The organism is Bacillus sp. TE8-1, from assembly GCF_008368855.1.
GTDB lineage: Bacteria > Bacillota > Bacilli > Bacillales > Bacillaceae_G > Bacillus_A > Bacillus_A cereus.
This window is the reverse complement of record NZ_QPET01000003.1, coordinates 336,004-351,602: the sequence shown is the minus strand read 5'-3', so window position 1 is coordinate 351,602 and position 15,599 is coordinate 336,004. Positions and strand designations below refer to the sequence as shown.

Below are 15,599 nucleotides of genomic sequence, written 5' to 3'. Positions count from 1 at the left end.
CCTCATAAAAATCTGTATTATTATTTTACCACGAATACCTATAAAAAACCTAAAAAAACGAACAGATATTCGGTAAAGTTTTCGACAATATACACATAGAAAAAGGAAGGAGTAAATACTTCCTTCCTCTACCAACTCTATTTTTTTGATACATATAATAAGTCATATCCATTGCGTCCATCTTCATTCGTACAATCTGTTAACCGATAAGTACTTTCTGATTCGCGCTGCTCTTTAACAATACTTTTACAACTATCTTTATGTAATCCTTTATGGTCACCAGCAAACTTGTCTTGTCTACTATCTAACACATAAAGGATATCTTTCCCACTATGCTCTAACGTTTGAAAAACCGGGTCACCTTCATCGGTATACTGTACAATTCTTATTTTATCAACTTCCCCTTGATCAACGTTCATAACGAACTGTTCGAATTTATCTAGATTGGAAGTTCCTACTCCCTTTACAATGACATCATTCTTCTTATCAATTGTAGTGCTAGATGGTGAACATGCTACTAAACTAAAGAGAAATAGACATATACAGCTGATTCTTTTTCTATTGTCATCCTCTCCTATAAAAATTATTTGTATACCAGAAAAGCTACTTTCAACTATGAAAGTAGCTTTTCTTTTCCTTTCTCCTTCTTCGGAAAAATCACATATGAAAATGAAATTGCTGTATCAACTAAAAATACAATCGCCCACACTTGGCTCACGCGACTTGCAGCTTTATTTAAAACGATTCCCGATTCTAACCAATTACCCCATTGTTCAAATGGAATAAATCCATACGCGAAGAAAAAGAATATGTGCACACCAACGAATAAAACAAGATGTAATACCCAATTTTTTATTTCCTGCTTTGCATAGGCCATGCCTGTTAATTCTACCTGTTCTTCAATAATAGGCGCCGGTTCATTACGCCATTTCGCAACTGATTTTTGTGCAAATATATCAAGCTTCTTCAAATCCTTTTTCCCGTAGAAAACTGCATACAATAAAATAATTACAGTAATAATTTGAAAGTTAGAGAACTTTCCTGTTTGATAATAGTCCACTACTCCTAAAGTTAAAATAAACACTTCATTTACGAGGAGTACAATTCCGATAATAAAACTCGCCTTTTTCAAACGGAATCCGTAGCGAAGTAAAAAGAAACCGATAGCTGATAACCAAAATACAATTTCTGCCCCAATTAAAAAATACCAACGATATTCTGCGAGTATACTCATTTATCCTTCTCCCTTTCATCATAAATACGAAAAGCCTCATCCATATACACTAAAAGTTCTTCTTCAATTGGATACATGCTCATTTTCTGTGAATCTTCCTTCGATTTTCTAACTTCCCATAACTTATCTAAAAACGCTTCATCACCATTGGCCATTTCTAAACACTTCTGCATTAATCTCTTCATTGCCCCTTGTACTTCATCACTAGCAGCTTCTTTACCGTCTTTCATAAAAGTGCGTAATTGCTTTAATAAATCTACCCATTCTAAAACATTCGGATCTTCCTTACTCATGTTTGGTAAATTATGAAGCAATTTTTGTTCTTCCTTTGAAAACACTTCATTTTGAAATATTTCACGTATACGAGAAGACTGCTTCGAAAGCTGAATCAGTTCAAACATAACTTTCCAATCGAGTTCTCCCTCCACATCTACCGAATAAACAACTGCTTGTAAAACACTCTCCATTCGATTAAATTTCTTTTGTTCTTCCTGTACAAACCGAAGTTGTTTTTCAAGCGAATTTTTTAAATCCAGCTCACCTTTTACTAACATATTCGCAGTTTCTTTTAATGAAAATCCCATTTCTTTTAAAAATAAAATTTGTTGCAAACGAATAACGTCATTTTCACTATATAACCGATGTCCACCCTCTGTTTTTCCGCTCGGCTTTAATAAATCTATTTGATCATAATAACGTAGTGTACGTACTGTAACCCCTGTTTCTCTCGTAAATTGTTGTATTGAAATCACTACCATCACCTCTTCCCTTTCATTATAAAAGATGACGTTACGTAACTTTCAAGCGTTTTGTAAAAAAAATACAAAAAGCTGTTTATACAAAATGTATAAACAGCTTTTATGGAAATAACCCCTTTTGTATGGCGCGCCCACAAAATAAAATAAGTGCTCCAACAACAACACTCGTTGCCGTTTTATGATAATGGGCTAATAATAATAAATAATACGATAAACCTACAGTACCAATCATAATACAAATGCTCGGCACTGGATTACGAGAAAAGTTTTGCATTCCCCAAAGAAGCGAAAATATAGCTGTAGCGACACATAACACCGGTAATCCCATCCCAGTTCCCCTTTTTCTATCTATTATTCCTTGTTGCTAACACACTCGTTGATGCGATACTAATTAATACACCAAAAATAGCAATATATAATAGCTCAGTTACATGTACTGCTTGCCTATCTAAATACTTATTTACACAAAGATACATAATAAACAAGAAAACGAAGCTTGTAATACAAATCATAAAATATGACTTCATCTTGTTCACAACTCGCTCATCAATTGATGGTACTCCCTCTTCTTTCAAACGCTTCTGCTCTTTATATTCCGAAATTCCATATAAAATGACTAGCGCTACATTCGATATAAAAATAGTTCCCCACGAAATACTTAAAATCATTAAACTCGTATTTAAAAGAATTCCTGCTACAAGCAAACTCTCTACGAATCTCATGACCTCTCTTACTCATACATGATCAGCCTCTTTTCGATTTCTATATTTCCACTTCGGCCAATAGTTCACAAGAAAATACCCCCACTGCCCTAGTACAAATAAAACAAACGGCATACCAGCATTTCCATCAACAATTAAATTATATAAACTCCATATCGCTAAACTAATCGTAAAAAATAATCCTACATATTTAAACGCTTTATCTGACTGAAATCTCTCAAACTCATCCTGCATTTTTTATTCCCCCTATCGCTATGCTCGTTTTCCTACCATTTCTCTCCCCTTACTCCAGCGTAAAGATTTCCTCCACCTTCACTCCAAAATATTTGGCAATTTTTAAAGATAACTCTAGACTCGGATTGTAATGATGATTTTCAATCGCCACTATCGTCTGCCGCGTCACTTGCATCGCCTTTGCCATTTCAACTTGCGTTATATGATGTTGCTTTCTTAACTCTTTTATTTTATTTTTTACACCCATAGGATCCACCTTCAAAAGTAAAGATATCTTTACTTGAATTATAAATATTTTCCAGTTACAAGTAAAGATATCTTTACAAATTTTAGAAAAACATTTCATTGAACATCTACTCTAACAAAGTACAAGAGTAATTCAATTTATATCAGCGATTTTTTAAATATATCAGCGCAACTTAAATTATATCGGCGATTTCCCAAATATATCAGCGCAACTCTATTTATATCGGCGATTTTTCAAATATATCAGCGCAACTTAAATTATATCGGCGATTTCCCAAATATATCAGCGCAACTCTATTTATATCGGCGATTTTTCAAATATATCGACATCCGTAGCGCTACTATAATCATAAGAAAAAGCTGTCCCCAAATACCTTCGGGAACAGCTTTCTCCTCTACTACATAAATCCTAACGCATATACAAGAACGTATCCAAGAACCGATAAGCAAACCGAGCCAATCAGCCCTGCCACGAATGCTTTACTTCCTAATTTACGGAACGTTTTAAACTCTACATTTAAACCGAGCCCTGCCATCGCCATTGCGATAAGCATGTAAGCAAGAACAACAATGTATCCCGCAACAACTTCTGGAATAATCCCGAGTGAATGCACTGCACTCATCGCTAAGAACCCGAAAATGAACCATGGTATTGGAAGTTCGCGCCACGATTTCTTTTCTTTGCTACCTTCACTCTTACCAAACCATAGACCAATTAAAATCGCTACTGGCACAAGCATTGCTACGCGCGTTAACTTCACAATAACTGCGATGTCTACAGCAGTACTTCCTCCTGGCGCCGCAGCTGCGATGACATGAGCGATTTCATGAAGCGTCGCACCTGAGAATACACCATAACCGTACGGAGATAAACCAAGCACTGGATATAATAACGTATAAATAAGCGTAAATATGGTACCTAAAATCGCGATGATTGCTGCCCCAACTGCTGTTTCATCGTCCTTCGCTTTCACTTGCGGTGCAATTGCCACGACCGCGGCTGCGCCGCAAATTGCCGTACCGCATGCTGTTAAAATCCCAAGTTTCTTTTCTACTTTAAATACTTTCGTTAGTCCGTATACAACAAAAATAGTAAATGTAATAACAACCGCCGCGATGACCAATACTTTCGGTCCCGCCTTCGCAATATCAACAAGATTTAATCGCATTCCAAGTAAGATGATCCCAAAGCGCAGCAACTTCTTACTCGCAAAGTTCGTTCCTGCTATCGCCTCGTGAGGAACTCCAATTGCAGCGCGCCAAACCATCCCAATTAGAATAGCAATTACTAATTGTCCCATAATATTTAAAAATGGAAGCTCTGCTAAATATTTCGCGGCAATTGCGATTAATAATGTAATCCCAATTCCTTGCGAAAATCCAAAACGCTTCTTCTTTTGTATAACAAGTGTTTGTTCCATTTTGAACCACTCCAATAATCGTATTGGAACATGCATGTTCTTTCTACTTACATTATAAGAGAGTTTCTATAATAAGTTTAATACCAATACCAAATCTCTATCATCAGAAATACTTATGATAAGATGATAGAAAAAGAAAGGAGCCCATTATATGAACGTAGACATTTTAAAAATTTTTGTTACTGTCGTTGAACAGAAACACTTCTCCCGTGCAGCAGAATTATTAAACCTTTCACAGCCTGGAGTAAGTATGCATATACGCAACTTAGAAAACGAATTTGGCACTACGCTTATTCAACGCTCCCCGAAGCACGTCCAAGTTACTGAAGCTGGAAACATATTATATATACATGCAAAGCAAATGCTCTCTCTTTACGAAGATGCTAAACAAGAAATTAATGAACTACATAACGTTGTAACAGGAACACTTCGCATTGGTGCTAGTTTTACAATCGGCGAATACTTACTTCCAAAAATACTGGCTAACTATGCGAATGAAAATCCACACGTCGAAGTTCATACTTTCATCTCAAATACAGAAGACGTTTTGCAAAGCCTTCGCTCTAATCAAATTGATATCGGCCTAGTGGAAGGACAAGTCGTATACGCCGACGTAGATGTTGAAACATTTATGCAAGATGAAATGAAGCTCGTCGTCCCGCCAAATCATCCATTACTCCGCACAAATGAAATAAATGAAAGTACACTCCAAGATCAAGTATGGGTATTAAGAGAAAGTGGTTCTGGTACACGCGCTTATAGTGACCGCTTTATTCATCAACACCATTTAAAAATGAAACGATTCTTTACATTCAGTAGTATCCAAAGCGTAAAGGAAGCTGTTAGTGCCGGGCTTGGCATCGCTATCCTTTCTGATTGGACTGTACGGAAAGAGCTATTAGCAAAAGAACTATTCCACGTCGAAGTTCCAAATGAACAACTAATCCGTCCGTTTTCCATCGTGCGCGGTAAATATTTCATTCCATCTAAAGCCATTCAAGTGTTCTTAAATCATGTAGATTCTTTTGCGAAAAAACAGAGTTGACCTTCACATTAGTGTGAAGGTTTACAATACATGTAAAAGGAGTGAAATACATTGCGAATTGGAGAATTATCAAAAGAAACTGGCGTTAGTGAAAGATCACTAAGACATTACGAAGAAAAGGGCTTACTCCCTTCTAAGCGCCTTGCAAATGGCTACCGTGATTTTGATGAAAGTGCCATCGAAAAAGTGGAGCTTATTCAAATGTACTTACAAATTGGCTTAAATTTAGAAGAGACGGCAAGGATGCTGCGCTGCCTTGAAATTGAACCGCACCTGTACGACAATCCGTGCAGCAGTATCCTTACACTTTACGAAGATAAACTCAATGAAGTAACAAAGCAAATCACATTACTTTCCAACATCCAAACGAATTTGCAAAAACACGTTTCACTCCTAAAACATGCAAAAGAAAAGGAGTGATTACATGTTTGTTATACATGGCAGTTCAAGACAAAACGGAAATACAGAAGCTTTAACACATATGATGATAGAGGACATTGAAACAGAACAAATTTATTTGCGTGATCATACCGTCTATCCTATTACAGACCAACGTCATGATGCAGAAGGATTCCAATCCGTAAATGATGACTATGAGCAGTTAACCAAACGCATGCTAGAGCACGACACGATTATCTTTGCTACACCATTATATTGGTACGGAATGAGTGGACATATGAAAAACTTTGTTGATCGCTGGTCACAAAGCTTGCGCGATACATCTCTTCATTTCAAAGAAAAAATGAAAGGCAAAAAAATGTATGTTGTCATCGTTGGCGGGGATAATCCAAAGCTAAAAGCATTACCGCTTATTGCTCAATTCCAATATATCTTTGATTTTGTTGGTTCTTCATTTGAAGGTTATGTTATTGGAGATGCGAATGGACTGGATGAAATTAAAAACGATGCTGAGGCGCTGGCAAAAGCACAATTGTATAATAATAAATTCAAAAATAGCGAACAGAAATAAGTTTGACAAACCCTTTTGTATGCGCATACAATAAAAGTAATATTATGAAAGGAAGGTACTTTGACCAATGAAGTTCTAATTCTCTTATTTATTTCATCCATCACAAATAGTGAACAAAAATGATGAAAACTAGCAGGGGATTAGTCTGTCCATTTGTCGATACTTTCTTTCGAAACGATCATGTAAAAAATCGTTTATTTATGTACGATTTTTTACATACAAGGGCGACGTTTATCCTCTCTAGTGAAACTAGGGAGGTTTTTTTATGACTATTTTATTCGCACGTAATATTGAAAAGAGCTTTGGTGATCGCACACTATTTACATTACCATCACTGGAAATTCAAGCACAGGATCGCATAGGAATTGTCGGAGTCAACGGAGCTGGTAAATCTACGTTATTACAAATATTAAGTAAAGAAATAGAAGCTGACAGAGGCATAGTAACTCATCATAGTTCTATCGCCATCATTCCTCAGCTCAGCGAAGAACTACCGGAAACCGCTTCTTCTCTCGCAAAAGGAAAATGGAGTATTTCAAACGTTACCGACGCAATGAGCGGCGGTGAACGAATGCGACTAAAGATTGCGCATGCTCTCGAACAAAATGCAGGCATTTTATTCGCTGATGAACCAACAAGCCACTTAGATATGGTCGGTACAGAGCAATTAGAAAAGGCACTTTCATCTTATAAAGGGGCACTTGTTTTAATATCGCATGACCGTGAATTTCTAGATAATATATGTACCAAAATTATTGAAATTGAAGACGGTATTATTCAAGAGTACAAAGGTAATTATTCAAACTATCGAAAACAAAAAGAACGTGAACGAATACAAAAACAAGCAGAATATGAGCAATATATACAAGAAAAAAATCGTTTAGAACAGTCCATTCTACAAAGAAAGCAACGTGCTTCTAACATGAAAAAAATCCCAACACGGTTCAGTTCATCTGAATCTAGACTTTATAGATTAAGTGGGGCTCATGGCCAAGAACAGGTTAGTAAAGCAGCGAAAGCATTAGAGACACGTCTCGAAAAACTAGAAAAGAAGGAAAAGCCAAAGGATCTTTCTCAAGCTCAATTTGACGTGCAATACCATACACCCATTCATAGTAAGGTGGCAGTACAATTCAATAAAGCAACAAAGAAAATAGGCGACCGTATACTATTTAAAAATATGAATGGAACTATTGCCCCTGGTGCAAAGCTTGCCGTTTTAGGGGCAAATGGAAGCGGCAAAACCACTTTGTTCAACATGCTTCTCACAAACGAGCGTGGCATGCAGCTATCGAAAAGTTGTAAAATTGGATACTTCGAACAAACATTATCTATTTTAAAAACAGATAAAACCATTTTAGAAAATATTCTAGAAGAAACAAACTATACAGAAGCATTCGTTCGCACAATACTTGCACGACTTCTATTCCGCCGTGAGGATGTTCATAAACCTGTGCACGTTCTAAGCGGGGGTGAACGAATGAAGGTTGCACTCGCAAAAGTATTTTTAGGAAACTATAATATGCTTCTGCTAGATGAACCGACAAACTATTTAGACTTAGCGACGCAAGAAGAATTAGAAACCATGTTACAAGAATATCCTGGCACAATACTTTTCATTAGCCATGACCGTGCCTTTATTCGCTCTGTTGCAGACCATATTCTACACGTAGATGAGAATGAACCAAGAATCTTCCACGGTAATTACGAGCAATACACAAAAAGAACCACCGGAGATTCTGTAAACGTTACTGAGCAAGAAATGTTACGATTACAAACAAAATTAACAGAAGTCATCGGACGGATTTCCATTCCAAATCATCACGATGACATCACATCTCTCGAACAAGAATACGCAAAATTATTAACTCAAATTCAAAAATGTAAAGAAGCACTCTAATGTCTTCCCTATATATCGACGGGGCATTCCACATTTCCCAAGAAATATTGAATCTTCGACATAGAATACAAAAAGCCGTGCATCAGCACGGCTTTTCATTTTAGATACGGACAGCAGTCCCGCTCACAGCAACCATTAGCATTCCTTCGCGAACTACCTCGTAATCCACGTCGATACCAACAATTGCATTTGCATTTTTTTGTCTTGCGAAAGTTTTCATTTCTTCCATTGCGATGTCGCGTGCTTCTTTTAATTTACTTTCATAAGCACCCGCACGACCGCCGACAACGTCACGGACGGAGGCGAAAAGGTCACGAACGATATTCGCGCCCATAATCGCTTCTCCATTGACAATATCGATGTACTCAATAATTTCTTTTCCTTGAATTGTAGACGTTGTTGTTACAATCATACTTTATAGCCTCCCATATGAGATTTTTACCTACTTATGGTGCACTAATTCTGTACAAATTATATTTACGAACTAAACTGAGCTTCGTATAACCTACTGTATCCTCCACCTTGCTCAATTAATTCATTATGTGAACCTTGTTCTGCAATACCATCTTTATTTACAACGACGATGCGATCTGCATTTTTAATCGTTGCAAGTCTGTGAGCGATAACTAATGTTGTACGGCCAACAGATAGCTCCGCAAGCGATTTTTGAATCGCAAGTTCTGTCTCTGTATCTAATGCAGAAGTTGCTTCATCCAATATTAAAATTGGAGGGTTTTTCAAGAACATACGAGCAATAGCTAGACGCTGCTTTTGTCCACCTGAAAGTTTCACGCCGCGCTCACCGATAACAGTATCTAAACCGTCCGGCTGTGAGTAAATTAAATCTTCTAATTGCGCACGTTTTACTGCCTGCCAAATTTCAGCTTCTGATGCTTTTAAATTTCCGTAAGCGATATTTTCACGAATTGTTCCTGAGAATAAGAACACGTCTTGCTGCACAATTCCAATTTGCTTACGAAGTGAAGATAATGTCATATCTTTCGTATCAATTCCATCAATTTGAATCGATCCAGATGATTGTTCATAAAAACGTGGTAATAGGCTACATAACGTCGTTTTCCCAGCTCCTGATGGTCCAACGAACGCAACTGTTTCACCTGCATGTATTTTCAAACTAATGTCATTTAAAATCGGTTCTTTGTTTTCATATCCAAACGTAATGTTGTTATATTGAATATCACCGTGTACATGCTTCACTTCCATTGCATCTTTAGAGTCTACAATGTCAGGCTCTGTTTCAAGAAGCTCTACATATCTTTTAAAACCGGCGATTCCTTTCGGATAGCTTTCGATTACCGCGTTAATTTTTTCAATTGGGCGGAAGAAAATATTCGTTAATAGAACGAATCCGATAAATCCACCGTACGTTAATTCTCCTTGCAGCACAAACCATGTACCGCATATTAAGACGAAGAGCGTTACGAGACGCATGAGCATATAACTAATCGACGAATTTAACGCCATAATTTTATACGCCATTAATTTTGTTGTACGGAAACGAGCGTTGTTAACAGCAAATTGCTCTTTCTCAAACTTTTCATTTCCGAATGCTTGTACAACGCGAATACCACCAACATTGTTCTCAATGCATGCATTAAAATCAGCAACGTCTGAGAATAAACGTCTAAATGTACCTGTCATTTTTTTATTAAAGTAAAGTGCTAACCATAATAGGAATGGAATGACGAAGAACGTTAATAACGCTAACTTCCAGTTGATCATCATCATAAATGAGAATGCCCCAACTAAAGTCATTACGGCAATAAATAAATCTTCTGGTCCATGGTGAGCAATTTCCCCAATTTCCATTAAATCGTTTGTAAGGCGTGAAATTAAATGACCTGTTTTATTATTATCAAAAAATCTGAATGATAGCTTTTGAATATGATCAAATAATTTCTGCCTCATATCTGTTTCAATGTTAACACCAAGCATATGTCCCCAATATGTAACGACATATTGTAAGCCTGCATTTAACATATAAACTGCGAGTAAACCGAAACAAGCCCATAAAATAAGCGTCCAGTTTTGCCCTGGCAATAACTTATCAATAAATTGATTTACGATAAGCGGGAAGCCGAGTTCTAATAATCCTGCGACAACCGCACAAGAAAAGTCGAGTATAAATAAACCTTTATACGGTTTATAGTACGAGAAAAATTTACGCAGCATATCTTACCTCCATTTTCCAAAATTAAAAAGACTCCCTAAATGATAACCATTATCAAATAATTATTCAAGTTATCCGTCTATGAAACTGAAAATAAGCTTTGCGATAGTTGTCGTTTTTTGCTGGAAAGTCGATATATTCGAATAATTCCCGATATATTTCGAGTTGCGCTGATATATTTGCAAAATCGCCGATATATTTCAAGTTGCGCTGATATATTCGGAAAATCGCCGATATAAATTTCATTTACTAACTACTCTCCCATCCCCCAAAAACAAAAAAGGTACCACCACAAGGTGATACCATTCCTTCTATTACATCGCTTCCGAATCCCACTCATGCTCCTGTTCAACGAATACAATACCTAATTCGTGATGTCCACCAGCATATAATGCAGTTTGTGCAAGACGAAGCTCACCATTTGTATCTAATACTTCTAATTTACAAAATGCTCCTGTCGTCTTCGTTTGAAGCGCATCATAAAATTCCTCGGCGCTTTTTGGAATGACTCCATTTACTTTCGTAATAATTTCTCCAGGCAGTAATTTCAGCTCTGCTCCAATTGTATTTGGAATTGTATCTAGTACAACGAGCCCATCATTGCGTGCAGCAAAATACGCTGGTCTTGTTTCATCGGCAATTTTTTCTTGCATCGAAATTGTGAAACGCCCAAGCATAGCGACTCCCATCGCGATAATTGCAAGTACGTGCCACCAGTAACTTGCGATTCCTAAAACGAGCACAAGTCCTGCTAATCCGTACACACGTCTTCCTGTAAATAATAAAGCTTCCGTCGGCTCATAACTTCTAATCCTTCTCATAAATCCAATTAAAAATGGAACGAGGAATAGAGAATATGTATTTGAACCTATTGAAACGACAGGCCACCATGAAATAAACTGCGTTACCGCATCACCCGGTACAAGAATAAAAATAGGAACGATCCATAAACGCTTTGATTCGTGTAAACCAATCTTTAATCCACGCTTCCCCTGCCTAAGCCTCGGCGTCGAATATCCTACTGCGTTTTTAGAAATCAATAAGCCTTCTACAATAAGCATAACGCCTAGTAAAATAACAAGGGATACAATGGTACTCTCTTCACCTTCTCGAAGCTGTAAAAAGGAAACTGGTAGCTTAGAAGATAATAGAACACATACAATCGCAATGCTAAATGTATAAGCCGCCGATAAATATCGATACATAGCCGTTAATCCAAATAGTAACGTCCAAATTAAAATGGCCCATAAGCTTGCTTTAGAAACAACAAGTCCAAGCCCAATCGTAATAATAGATACTACTAATCCGTATCCAATCCCTGCAAATAGAGAGGTTCGCAGTTCAAACCAAATATCATAAACTTTAAAAGAAAAATCTTTTCGTTCTCTTAACATACGTAAGTATCCAACGAAGATACTACTTATTACAAATATATAGACAGCAGGGTGTAAGAAAAAACGTCCAACTGCCCGCATTATTTCAAAAATCCACGCCTCCACGAACTCATTCACCACCATTTATATCATTCTTTCTTTTTATATTATCATAACTAAACAAACGTTTGTTTAACACAAAAAAATACAGGCAGCAAACTGCCTGTATTTCTTCTTATTTTGCCATTAATTTTAATGCTGACTGTAATTGTAGATCATTTTCTCCAGAACGGATTTTTTCGATAATTTTAGTTTGAATCGCTTCAGCTGTCTTTTTATCAAGCTGTCCTGTCGCTTCCATTTCATTTGCATTTTGGAATGCTTTCAGAGCCGATTCTGTCTCTTTACTAAAGTATCCATCTTCACGACCTGGTACATAACCTAAGCTCTTAAGCATTTCCTGAGCATGTTTTACTTGTACATCATTTGAATTGTATGAAAGTGTTTTTTCAATTTGAATTGGTGTCGCATGATAATAATTTGGTTGCTTCACTTCTACTGTTGGCGCGATTCCTTTTTTATGAATCCAGTTCCCATCCGGCGTTAACCATTTAAACATCGTTAATTTAATGTTGCTGCCGTCTTTAAATGGAACAGCTTGCTGGACAGTACCTTTACCAAATGTCTTTTCACCAATTAAATCGTATCCTTCTCCTTCTTTTAGCGCACCCGCTAAAATCTCTGAAGCAGAAGCACTTCCATTATCAATTAATACTGAAATTGGATATGGTTTTCTCTCTTTCAGTTCCGTAGAGAATTTCTTCTTCTCACCATTTCGCTGCTCTACTTGTAGCATCGGCTTTTTATTCGTCATAATTTCCCCTAGTATATCTTCTACACTATTTAAGTAGCCACCAGGATTACCACGCACGTCAATAACTAAGCCTTTTATATTTTTCTTCTCTAACTCTTTTAACTGATCCTTAAATTCTTTCGCTGTATTTTCAGCAAAAGAAGTGATTTGCATATAACCGATATCTTTTCCGCTCTCTTGCTTCACAGAACTAAACACTGTAAAGATCGGAATCTTTTCACGCTTAATTTTAAATACAATCGGATCAGTTACTCCCGCACGTTTAATTTCAATTGCGACAGTCGTTCCCTTTTTACCACGAATTTTTAATACTGCTTCTTCACGTGATAAGTCTTTCACACTGTTTCCATCTACAGATAAAATTTGGTCATTCGGTTTAATTCCTATCTTTTCTGCTGGTGAACCTTTAATTGGCGATACGATAATAAGCTTACCGTCCGTCTTGTTCACCTCAGCCCCAATCCCCTCTAATTCGGGATCAAGCGATTCACTAAACTGTTTGGCTGTTTCTTTATCCATATACGTGGAATAAGGGTCCTTCAGCGTAGACAACATACCTTGTATTGCACCTTCAACTAACTTTTCATCTTTCACGTCTTCCACATAACGTGAATCAATTAGTGCATACGCCTCATTAATTTTTGCCAAATTCCCTTGCGCAGTGCTAGCATTCCCACTCGAAATTGTTTGCGTTACTTCTGATGGGTTAACCCCAAATACAGACATGCCTGCAAACATTCCGCCAGCACCAATTAAAAATGCAACAACCATTCCAATAATTGCAACTCTACGTTTCAATGCGGAATTCCCCTTTCCAAAACACACAGGTGGTGTAGCAAAAGGCATCACACAGTGTGTGATGCCTTTACCTATTTCTACTATATGATAAGCTTGTACGAATTATGTTTGCAACTTTTTATACTTTTAAGAAGCGACGAATTGACATTACACTTCCCCACATACCGATTAAAGCACCGATTAACACTAGTAAACCAGCTAATTGGAATACGAACGGACTGTATGGTAGAAGCTCGAAAATTGTTCCGCCAAGTTTTTCATTAAACACACCTTGCAACGAATTATACGTAATTAGAATTAGGCCAATTGGAATAATTGATCCTAATACTCCTAAGAATAATCCCTCTAGCAAGAATGGCCAACGAATAAACCAGTTTGTTGCACCAACAAGTTTCATAATTTCAATTTCTGTACTACGAGCATAAATTGTAATTTTAATTGTATTAGAGATTAAGAACATCGCTGTGAATAAAAGACCAGCAATTAACGCAATCCCAATGTTACGACCAGTTTTTACAGTATCAAATAATCGTTCAACTTGCCCTTTTCCGTACTGAACATTACTAACAAACTGCATTTTTTCAACCTTCTTCGCGATTGTCGCTGTATCGGTTGGTTCTTTCGCTTTTACAACGAATACGTTTTTAAGTGGGTTATCTTGTTCAAATAACTCAAACGTTTTTCCACTATCACCTAAGCTTTTAATTAAACGTTTTAACTCTTCTTCTTTAGAAGAATATTTAATAGAATCTACTTTTGCAATCTTACTCATATCTTCTTCTAATTTCTTTTGATCCGCTTCTTTTGCAGCTGGATCAATGTGTACACGAATCTCTACATCTTGCTCTACTTTCGTCGCAAAATGGTTCATATTCATAATCGCTGTTAAAAAGACACCTACAAGTAATAATGTAACTGTTACTGCACTAACAGAAGCAAATGTCATCCATCCGTTACGTGATAGATTCTTTACACCTTCTCGCAAATGTCGACTAAGGGTCTTAGCCTTCATATCCGTATCCTCCCTCAATCTCATCTCGAACAATTTTTCCGCCTTCAATCGCGATTACACGATGACGGATTGTATTTACGATATCTGCATTATGCGTCGCCATAACAATCGTTGTGCCGCGCTCATTAATGCGAGTAAAAATATTCATAATATCAAGAGCTGTTTCAATATCTAAGTTACCTGTTGGCTCATCGGCAATTACAACCTTTGGTCTATTTACAATTGCTCTTGCAATAGCCACACGTTGTTGCTCCCCGCCCGAAAGCTCACTTGGAAGTGCGTCTGCACGATCTTCAAGGCCTACAAGACCTAGAACTTCTGTTACACGCTCACGAATTGCATCCGGTTCTTCTTCAATTACTTCTAAAGCAAACGAAACATTCTCATATACCGTTAATTTAGGTAGCAATTTGAAATCTTGGAAAATCACGCCTAATTGACGACGGAAATACGGAACATCTCTTTCTGCCAATGTTTCGATAGTAAGTCCATTTACATTAATAGATCCTGTAGATGGTTTCTCTTCACGATACATCATTTTAATAAATGTAGATTTTCCGGCTCCACTCGGTCCAACTACGTATACGAATTCACCTTGTTTAATGTTAACTGTAAGACCAGCAATGGCTTTCATACCATTCGGGTACTCCTTATAAACATTCGTCATTTTTATCATTATTTATCACCCAATACTTAATGATTTTTTTCGAAATACTTTTCTGTACATCTGAAAACAAAAGACATCCTTCATTTTCATTTAGTCATCCTTGTTGAAGATAGTTTACTTATGCTTTCTCATAAGCAATACCACTCTATGTAAT

Annotated in this window: 18 protein-coding genes; 4 read left to right on the top strand and 14 right to left on the bottom strand. The window is 37.0% G+C overall.

The annotated features are described in order from the left end of the window. Positions 1–137: 137 nt before the first annotated feature. From DN404_RS03985 to DN404_RS03950, 8 genes are all read right to left on the bottom strand, one after another. A complete protein-coding gene (locus tag DN404_RS03985) occupies positions 138–578 on the bottom strand; it encodes a DUF4362 domain-containing protein (protein WP_149214747.1) in 441 nt (146 codons plus the stop codon). A 35-nt stretch (positions 579–613) separates the two neighbouring features. Continuing rightward, complete coding sequence (locus DN404_RS03980) at positions 614–1,234, bottom strand: hypothetical protein (protein ID WP_076875996.1); 621 nt, start codon at positions 1,232–1,234, stop codon at positions 614–616. After that, entirely contained in the window at positions 1,231–1,992 is a 762-nt protein-coding gene (locus tag DN404_RS03975; protein ID WP_044306530.1) for a MerR family transcriptional regulator, read from the bottom strand. Before DN404_RS03975 ends, DN404_RS03980 begins: the two co-directional genes overlap by 4 nt. 100 nt (positions 1,993–2,092) lie before the next feature. Then, complete coding sequence (locus tag DN404_RS03970) at positions 2,093–2,320, bottom strand: hypothetical protein (RefSeq protein WP_000524139.1); 228 nt, start codon at positions 2,318–2,320, stop codon at positions 2,093–2,095. Positions 2,321–2,336: 16 nt separating this feature from the next. Then, positions 2,337–2,714, bottom strand: coding sequence for a hypothetical protein (locus DN404_RS03965; RefSeq protein ID WP_049108173.1), 378 nt, complete (start codon positions 2,712–2,714; stop codon positions 2,337–2,339). A 12-nt stretch (positions 2,715–2,726) separates the two neighbouring features. After that, a complete protein-coding gene (locus DN404_RS03960) occupies positions 2,727–2,948 on the bottom strand; it encodes a hypothetical protein (RefSeq protein WP_048558326.1) in 222 nt (73 codons plus the stop codon). Between the two features lie 49 nt (positions 2,949–2,997). Continuing rightward, positions 2,998–3,195, bottom strand: coding sequence for a helix-turn-helix transcriptional regulator (locus DN404_RS03955; RefSeq protein ID WP_000538359.1), 198 nt, complete (start codon positions 3,193–3,195; stop codon positions 2,998–3,000). A 397-nt stretch (positions 3,196–3,592) separates the two neighbouring features. Further along, positions 3,593–4,615 (bottom strand): YeiH family protein, encoded by a 1,023-nt coding sequence (locus DN404_RS03950; RefSeq protein WP_006918442.1) that lies wholly within the window; start codon positions 4,613–4,615, stop codon positions 3,593–3,595. A 151-nt stretch (positions 4,616–4,766) separates the two neighbouring features. On the opposite strand from DN404_RS03950, the gene DN404_RS03945 reads away from it, so the two are divergent. The 4 genes from DN404_RS03945 (at position 4,767) to abc-f (ending at position 8,530) form a co-directional block, all read left to right on the top strand. Beyond that, the gene (locus tag DN404_RS03945) at positions 4,767–5,660 is read left to right on the top strand and encodes a LysR family transcriptional regulator (protein ID WP_001099987.1); all 894 of its coding nucleotides are present in this window, start codon (positions 4,767–4,769) and stop codon (positions 5,658–5,660) included. Between the two features lie 51 nt (positions 5,661–5,711). Continuing rightward, a complete protein-coding gene (locus DN404_RS03940; protein WP_001219205.1) occupies positions 5,712–6,080 on the top strand; it encodes a MerR family transcriptional regulator in 369 nt (122 codons plus the stop codon). 4 nt (positions 6,081–6,084) lie between these two features. Further along, positions 6,085–6,630, top strand: a complete 546-nt coding sequence (locus tag DN404_RS03935; protein ID WP_000497611.1) for a flavodoxin family protein — start codon at positions 6,085–6,087, stop codon at positions 6,628–6,630. Positions 6,631–6,895: 265 nt separating this feature from the next. Next, complete coding sequence (abc-f, locus tag DN404_RS03930; RefSeq protein WP_149214746.1) at positions 6,896–8,530, top strand: ribosomal protection-like ABC-F family protein; 1,635 nt, start codon at positions 6,896–6,898, stop codon at positions 8,528–8,530. A gap of 100 nt (positions 8,531–8,630) precedes the next feature. Here abc-f and DN404_RS03925 read toward each other — a convergent pair whose 3' ends face one another. The 6 genes from DN404_RS03925 to ftsE all read right to left on the bottom strand — a co-directional run bounded on the left by DN404_RS03925 (position 8,631) and on the right by ftsE (position 15,454). Then, positions 8,631–8,942, bottom strand: a complete 312-nt coding sequence (locus DN404_RS03925) for a heavy metal-binding domain-containing protein (protein WP_000637523.1) — start codon at positions 8,940–8,942, stop codon at positions 8,631–8,633. Between the two features lie 65 nt (positions 8,943–9,007). Further along, on the bottom strand, positions 9,008–10,723 hold the full coding sequence (locus DN404_RS03920) for an ABC transporter ATP-binding protein (RefSeq protein WP_000944620.1): 1,716 nt from the start codon (positions 10,721–10,723) through the stop codon (positions 9,008–9,010). A 312-nt stretch (positions 10,724–11,035) separates the two neighbouring features. After that, entirely contained in the window at positions 11,036–12,238 is a 1,203-nt protein-coding gene (locus DN404_RS03915; protein WP_033687562.1) for a PDZ domain-containing protein, read from the bottom strand. A gap of 91 nt (positions 12,239–12,329) precedes the next feature. Continuing rightward, positions 12,330–13,766, bottom strand: coding sequence for a S41 family peptidase (locus tag DN404_RS03910; RefSeq protein WP_000830313.1), 1,437 nt, complete (start codon positions 13,764–13,766; stop codon positions 12,330–12,332). A gap of 118 nt (positions 13,767–13,884) precedes the next feature. Continuing rightward, positions 13,885–14,778: a permease-like cell division protein FtsX gene (ftsX, locus tag DN404_RS03905; RefSeq protein ID WP_000645027.1), complete on the bottom strand. Its 894-nt coding sequence runs from the start codon at positions 14,776–14,778 to the stop codon at positions 13,885–13,887. Then, the gene (gene ftsE, locus DN404_RS03900) at positions 14,768–15,454 is read right to left on the bottom strand and encodes a cell division ATP-binding protein FtsE (protein WP_000594321.1); all 687 of its coding nucleotides are present in this window, start codon (positions 15,452–15,454) and stop codon (positions 14,768–14,770) included. The genes ftsX and ftsE overlap by 11 nt, the downstream gene beginning before the upstream one ends. Positions 15,455–15,599: the final 145 nt, after the last annotated feature.

What these genes read in the sequence shown, in the direction of transcription:
- DN404_RS03980 (WP_076875996.1), bottom strand. Translation starts at nt 1,234, where the DNA reads ATGAGTATACTCGCAGAATATCGTTGGTATTTTTTAATTGGGGCAGAA.
- DN404_RS03975 (WP_044306530.1), bottom strand. Translation starts at nt 1,992, where the DNA reads ATGGTAGTGATTTCAATACAACAATTTACGAGAGAAACAGGGGTTACA.
- DN404_RS03970 (WP_000524139.1), bottom strand. Translation starts at nt 2,320, where the DNA reads ATGGGATTACCGGTGTTATGTGTCGCTACAGCTATATTTTCGCTTCTT.
- DN404_RS03965 (WP_049108173.1), bottom strand. Translation starts at nt 2,714, where the DNA reads ATGAGATTCGTAGAGAGTTTGCTTGTAGCAGGAATTCTTTTAAATACG.
- DN404_RS03960 (WP_048558326.1), bottom strand. Translation starts at nt 2,948, where the DNA reads ATGCAGGATGAGTTTGAGAGATTTCAGTCAGATAAAGCGTTTAAATAT.
- DN404_RS03955 (WP_000538359.1), bottom strand. Translation starts at nt 3,195, where the DNA reads ATGGGTGTAAAAAATAAAATAAAAGAGTTAAGAAAGCAACATCATATA.
- DN404_RS03950 (WP_006918442.1), bottom strand. Translation starts at nt 4,615, where the DNA reads ATGGAACAAACACTTGTTATACAAAAGAAGAAGCGTTTTGGATTTTCG.
- DN404_RS03945 (WP_001099987.1), top strand. Translation starts at nt 4,767, where the DNA reads ATGAACGTAGACATTTTAAAAATTTTTGTTACTGTCGTTGAACAGAAA.
- DN404_RS03935 (WP_000497611.1), top strand. Translation starts at nt 6,085, where the DNA reads ATGTTTGTTATACATGGCAGTTCAAGACAAAACGGAAATACAGAAGCT.
- abc-f (WP_149214746.1), top strand. Translation starts at nt 6,896, where the DNA reads ATGACTATTTTATTCGCACGTAATATTGAAAAGAGCTTTGGTGATCGC.
- DN404_RS03925 (WP_000637523.1), bottom strand. Translation starts at nt 8,942, where the DNA reads ATGATTGTAACAACAACGTCTACAATTCAAGGAAAAGAAATTATTGAG.
- DN404_RS03920 (WP_000944620.1), bottom strand. Translation starts at nt 10,723, where the DNA reads ATGCTGCGTAAATTTTTCTCGTACTATAAACCGTATAAAGGTTTATTT.
- DN404_RS03915 (WP_033687562.1), bottom strand. Translation starts at nt 12,238, where the DNA reads ATGGTGGTGAATGAGTTCGTGGAGGCGTGGATTTTTGAAATAATGCGG.
- ftsX (WP_000645027.1), bottom strand. Translation starts at nt 14,778, where the DNA reads ATGAAGGCTAAGACCCTTAGTCGACATTTGCGAGAAGGTGTAAAGAAT.
- ftsE (WP_000594321.1), bottom strand. Translation starts at nt 15,454, where the DNA reads ATGATAAAAATGACGAATGTTTATAAGGAGTACCCGAATGGTATGAAA.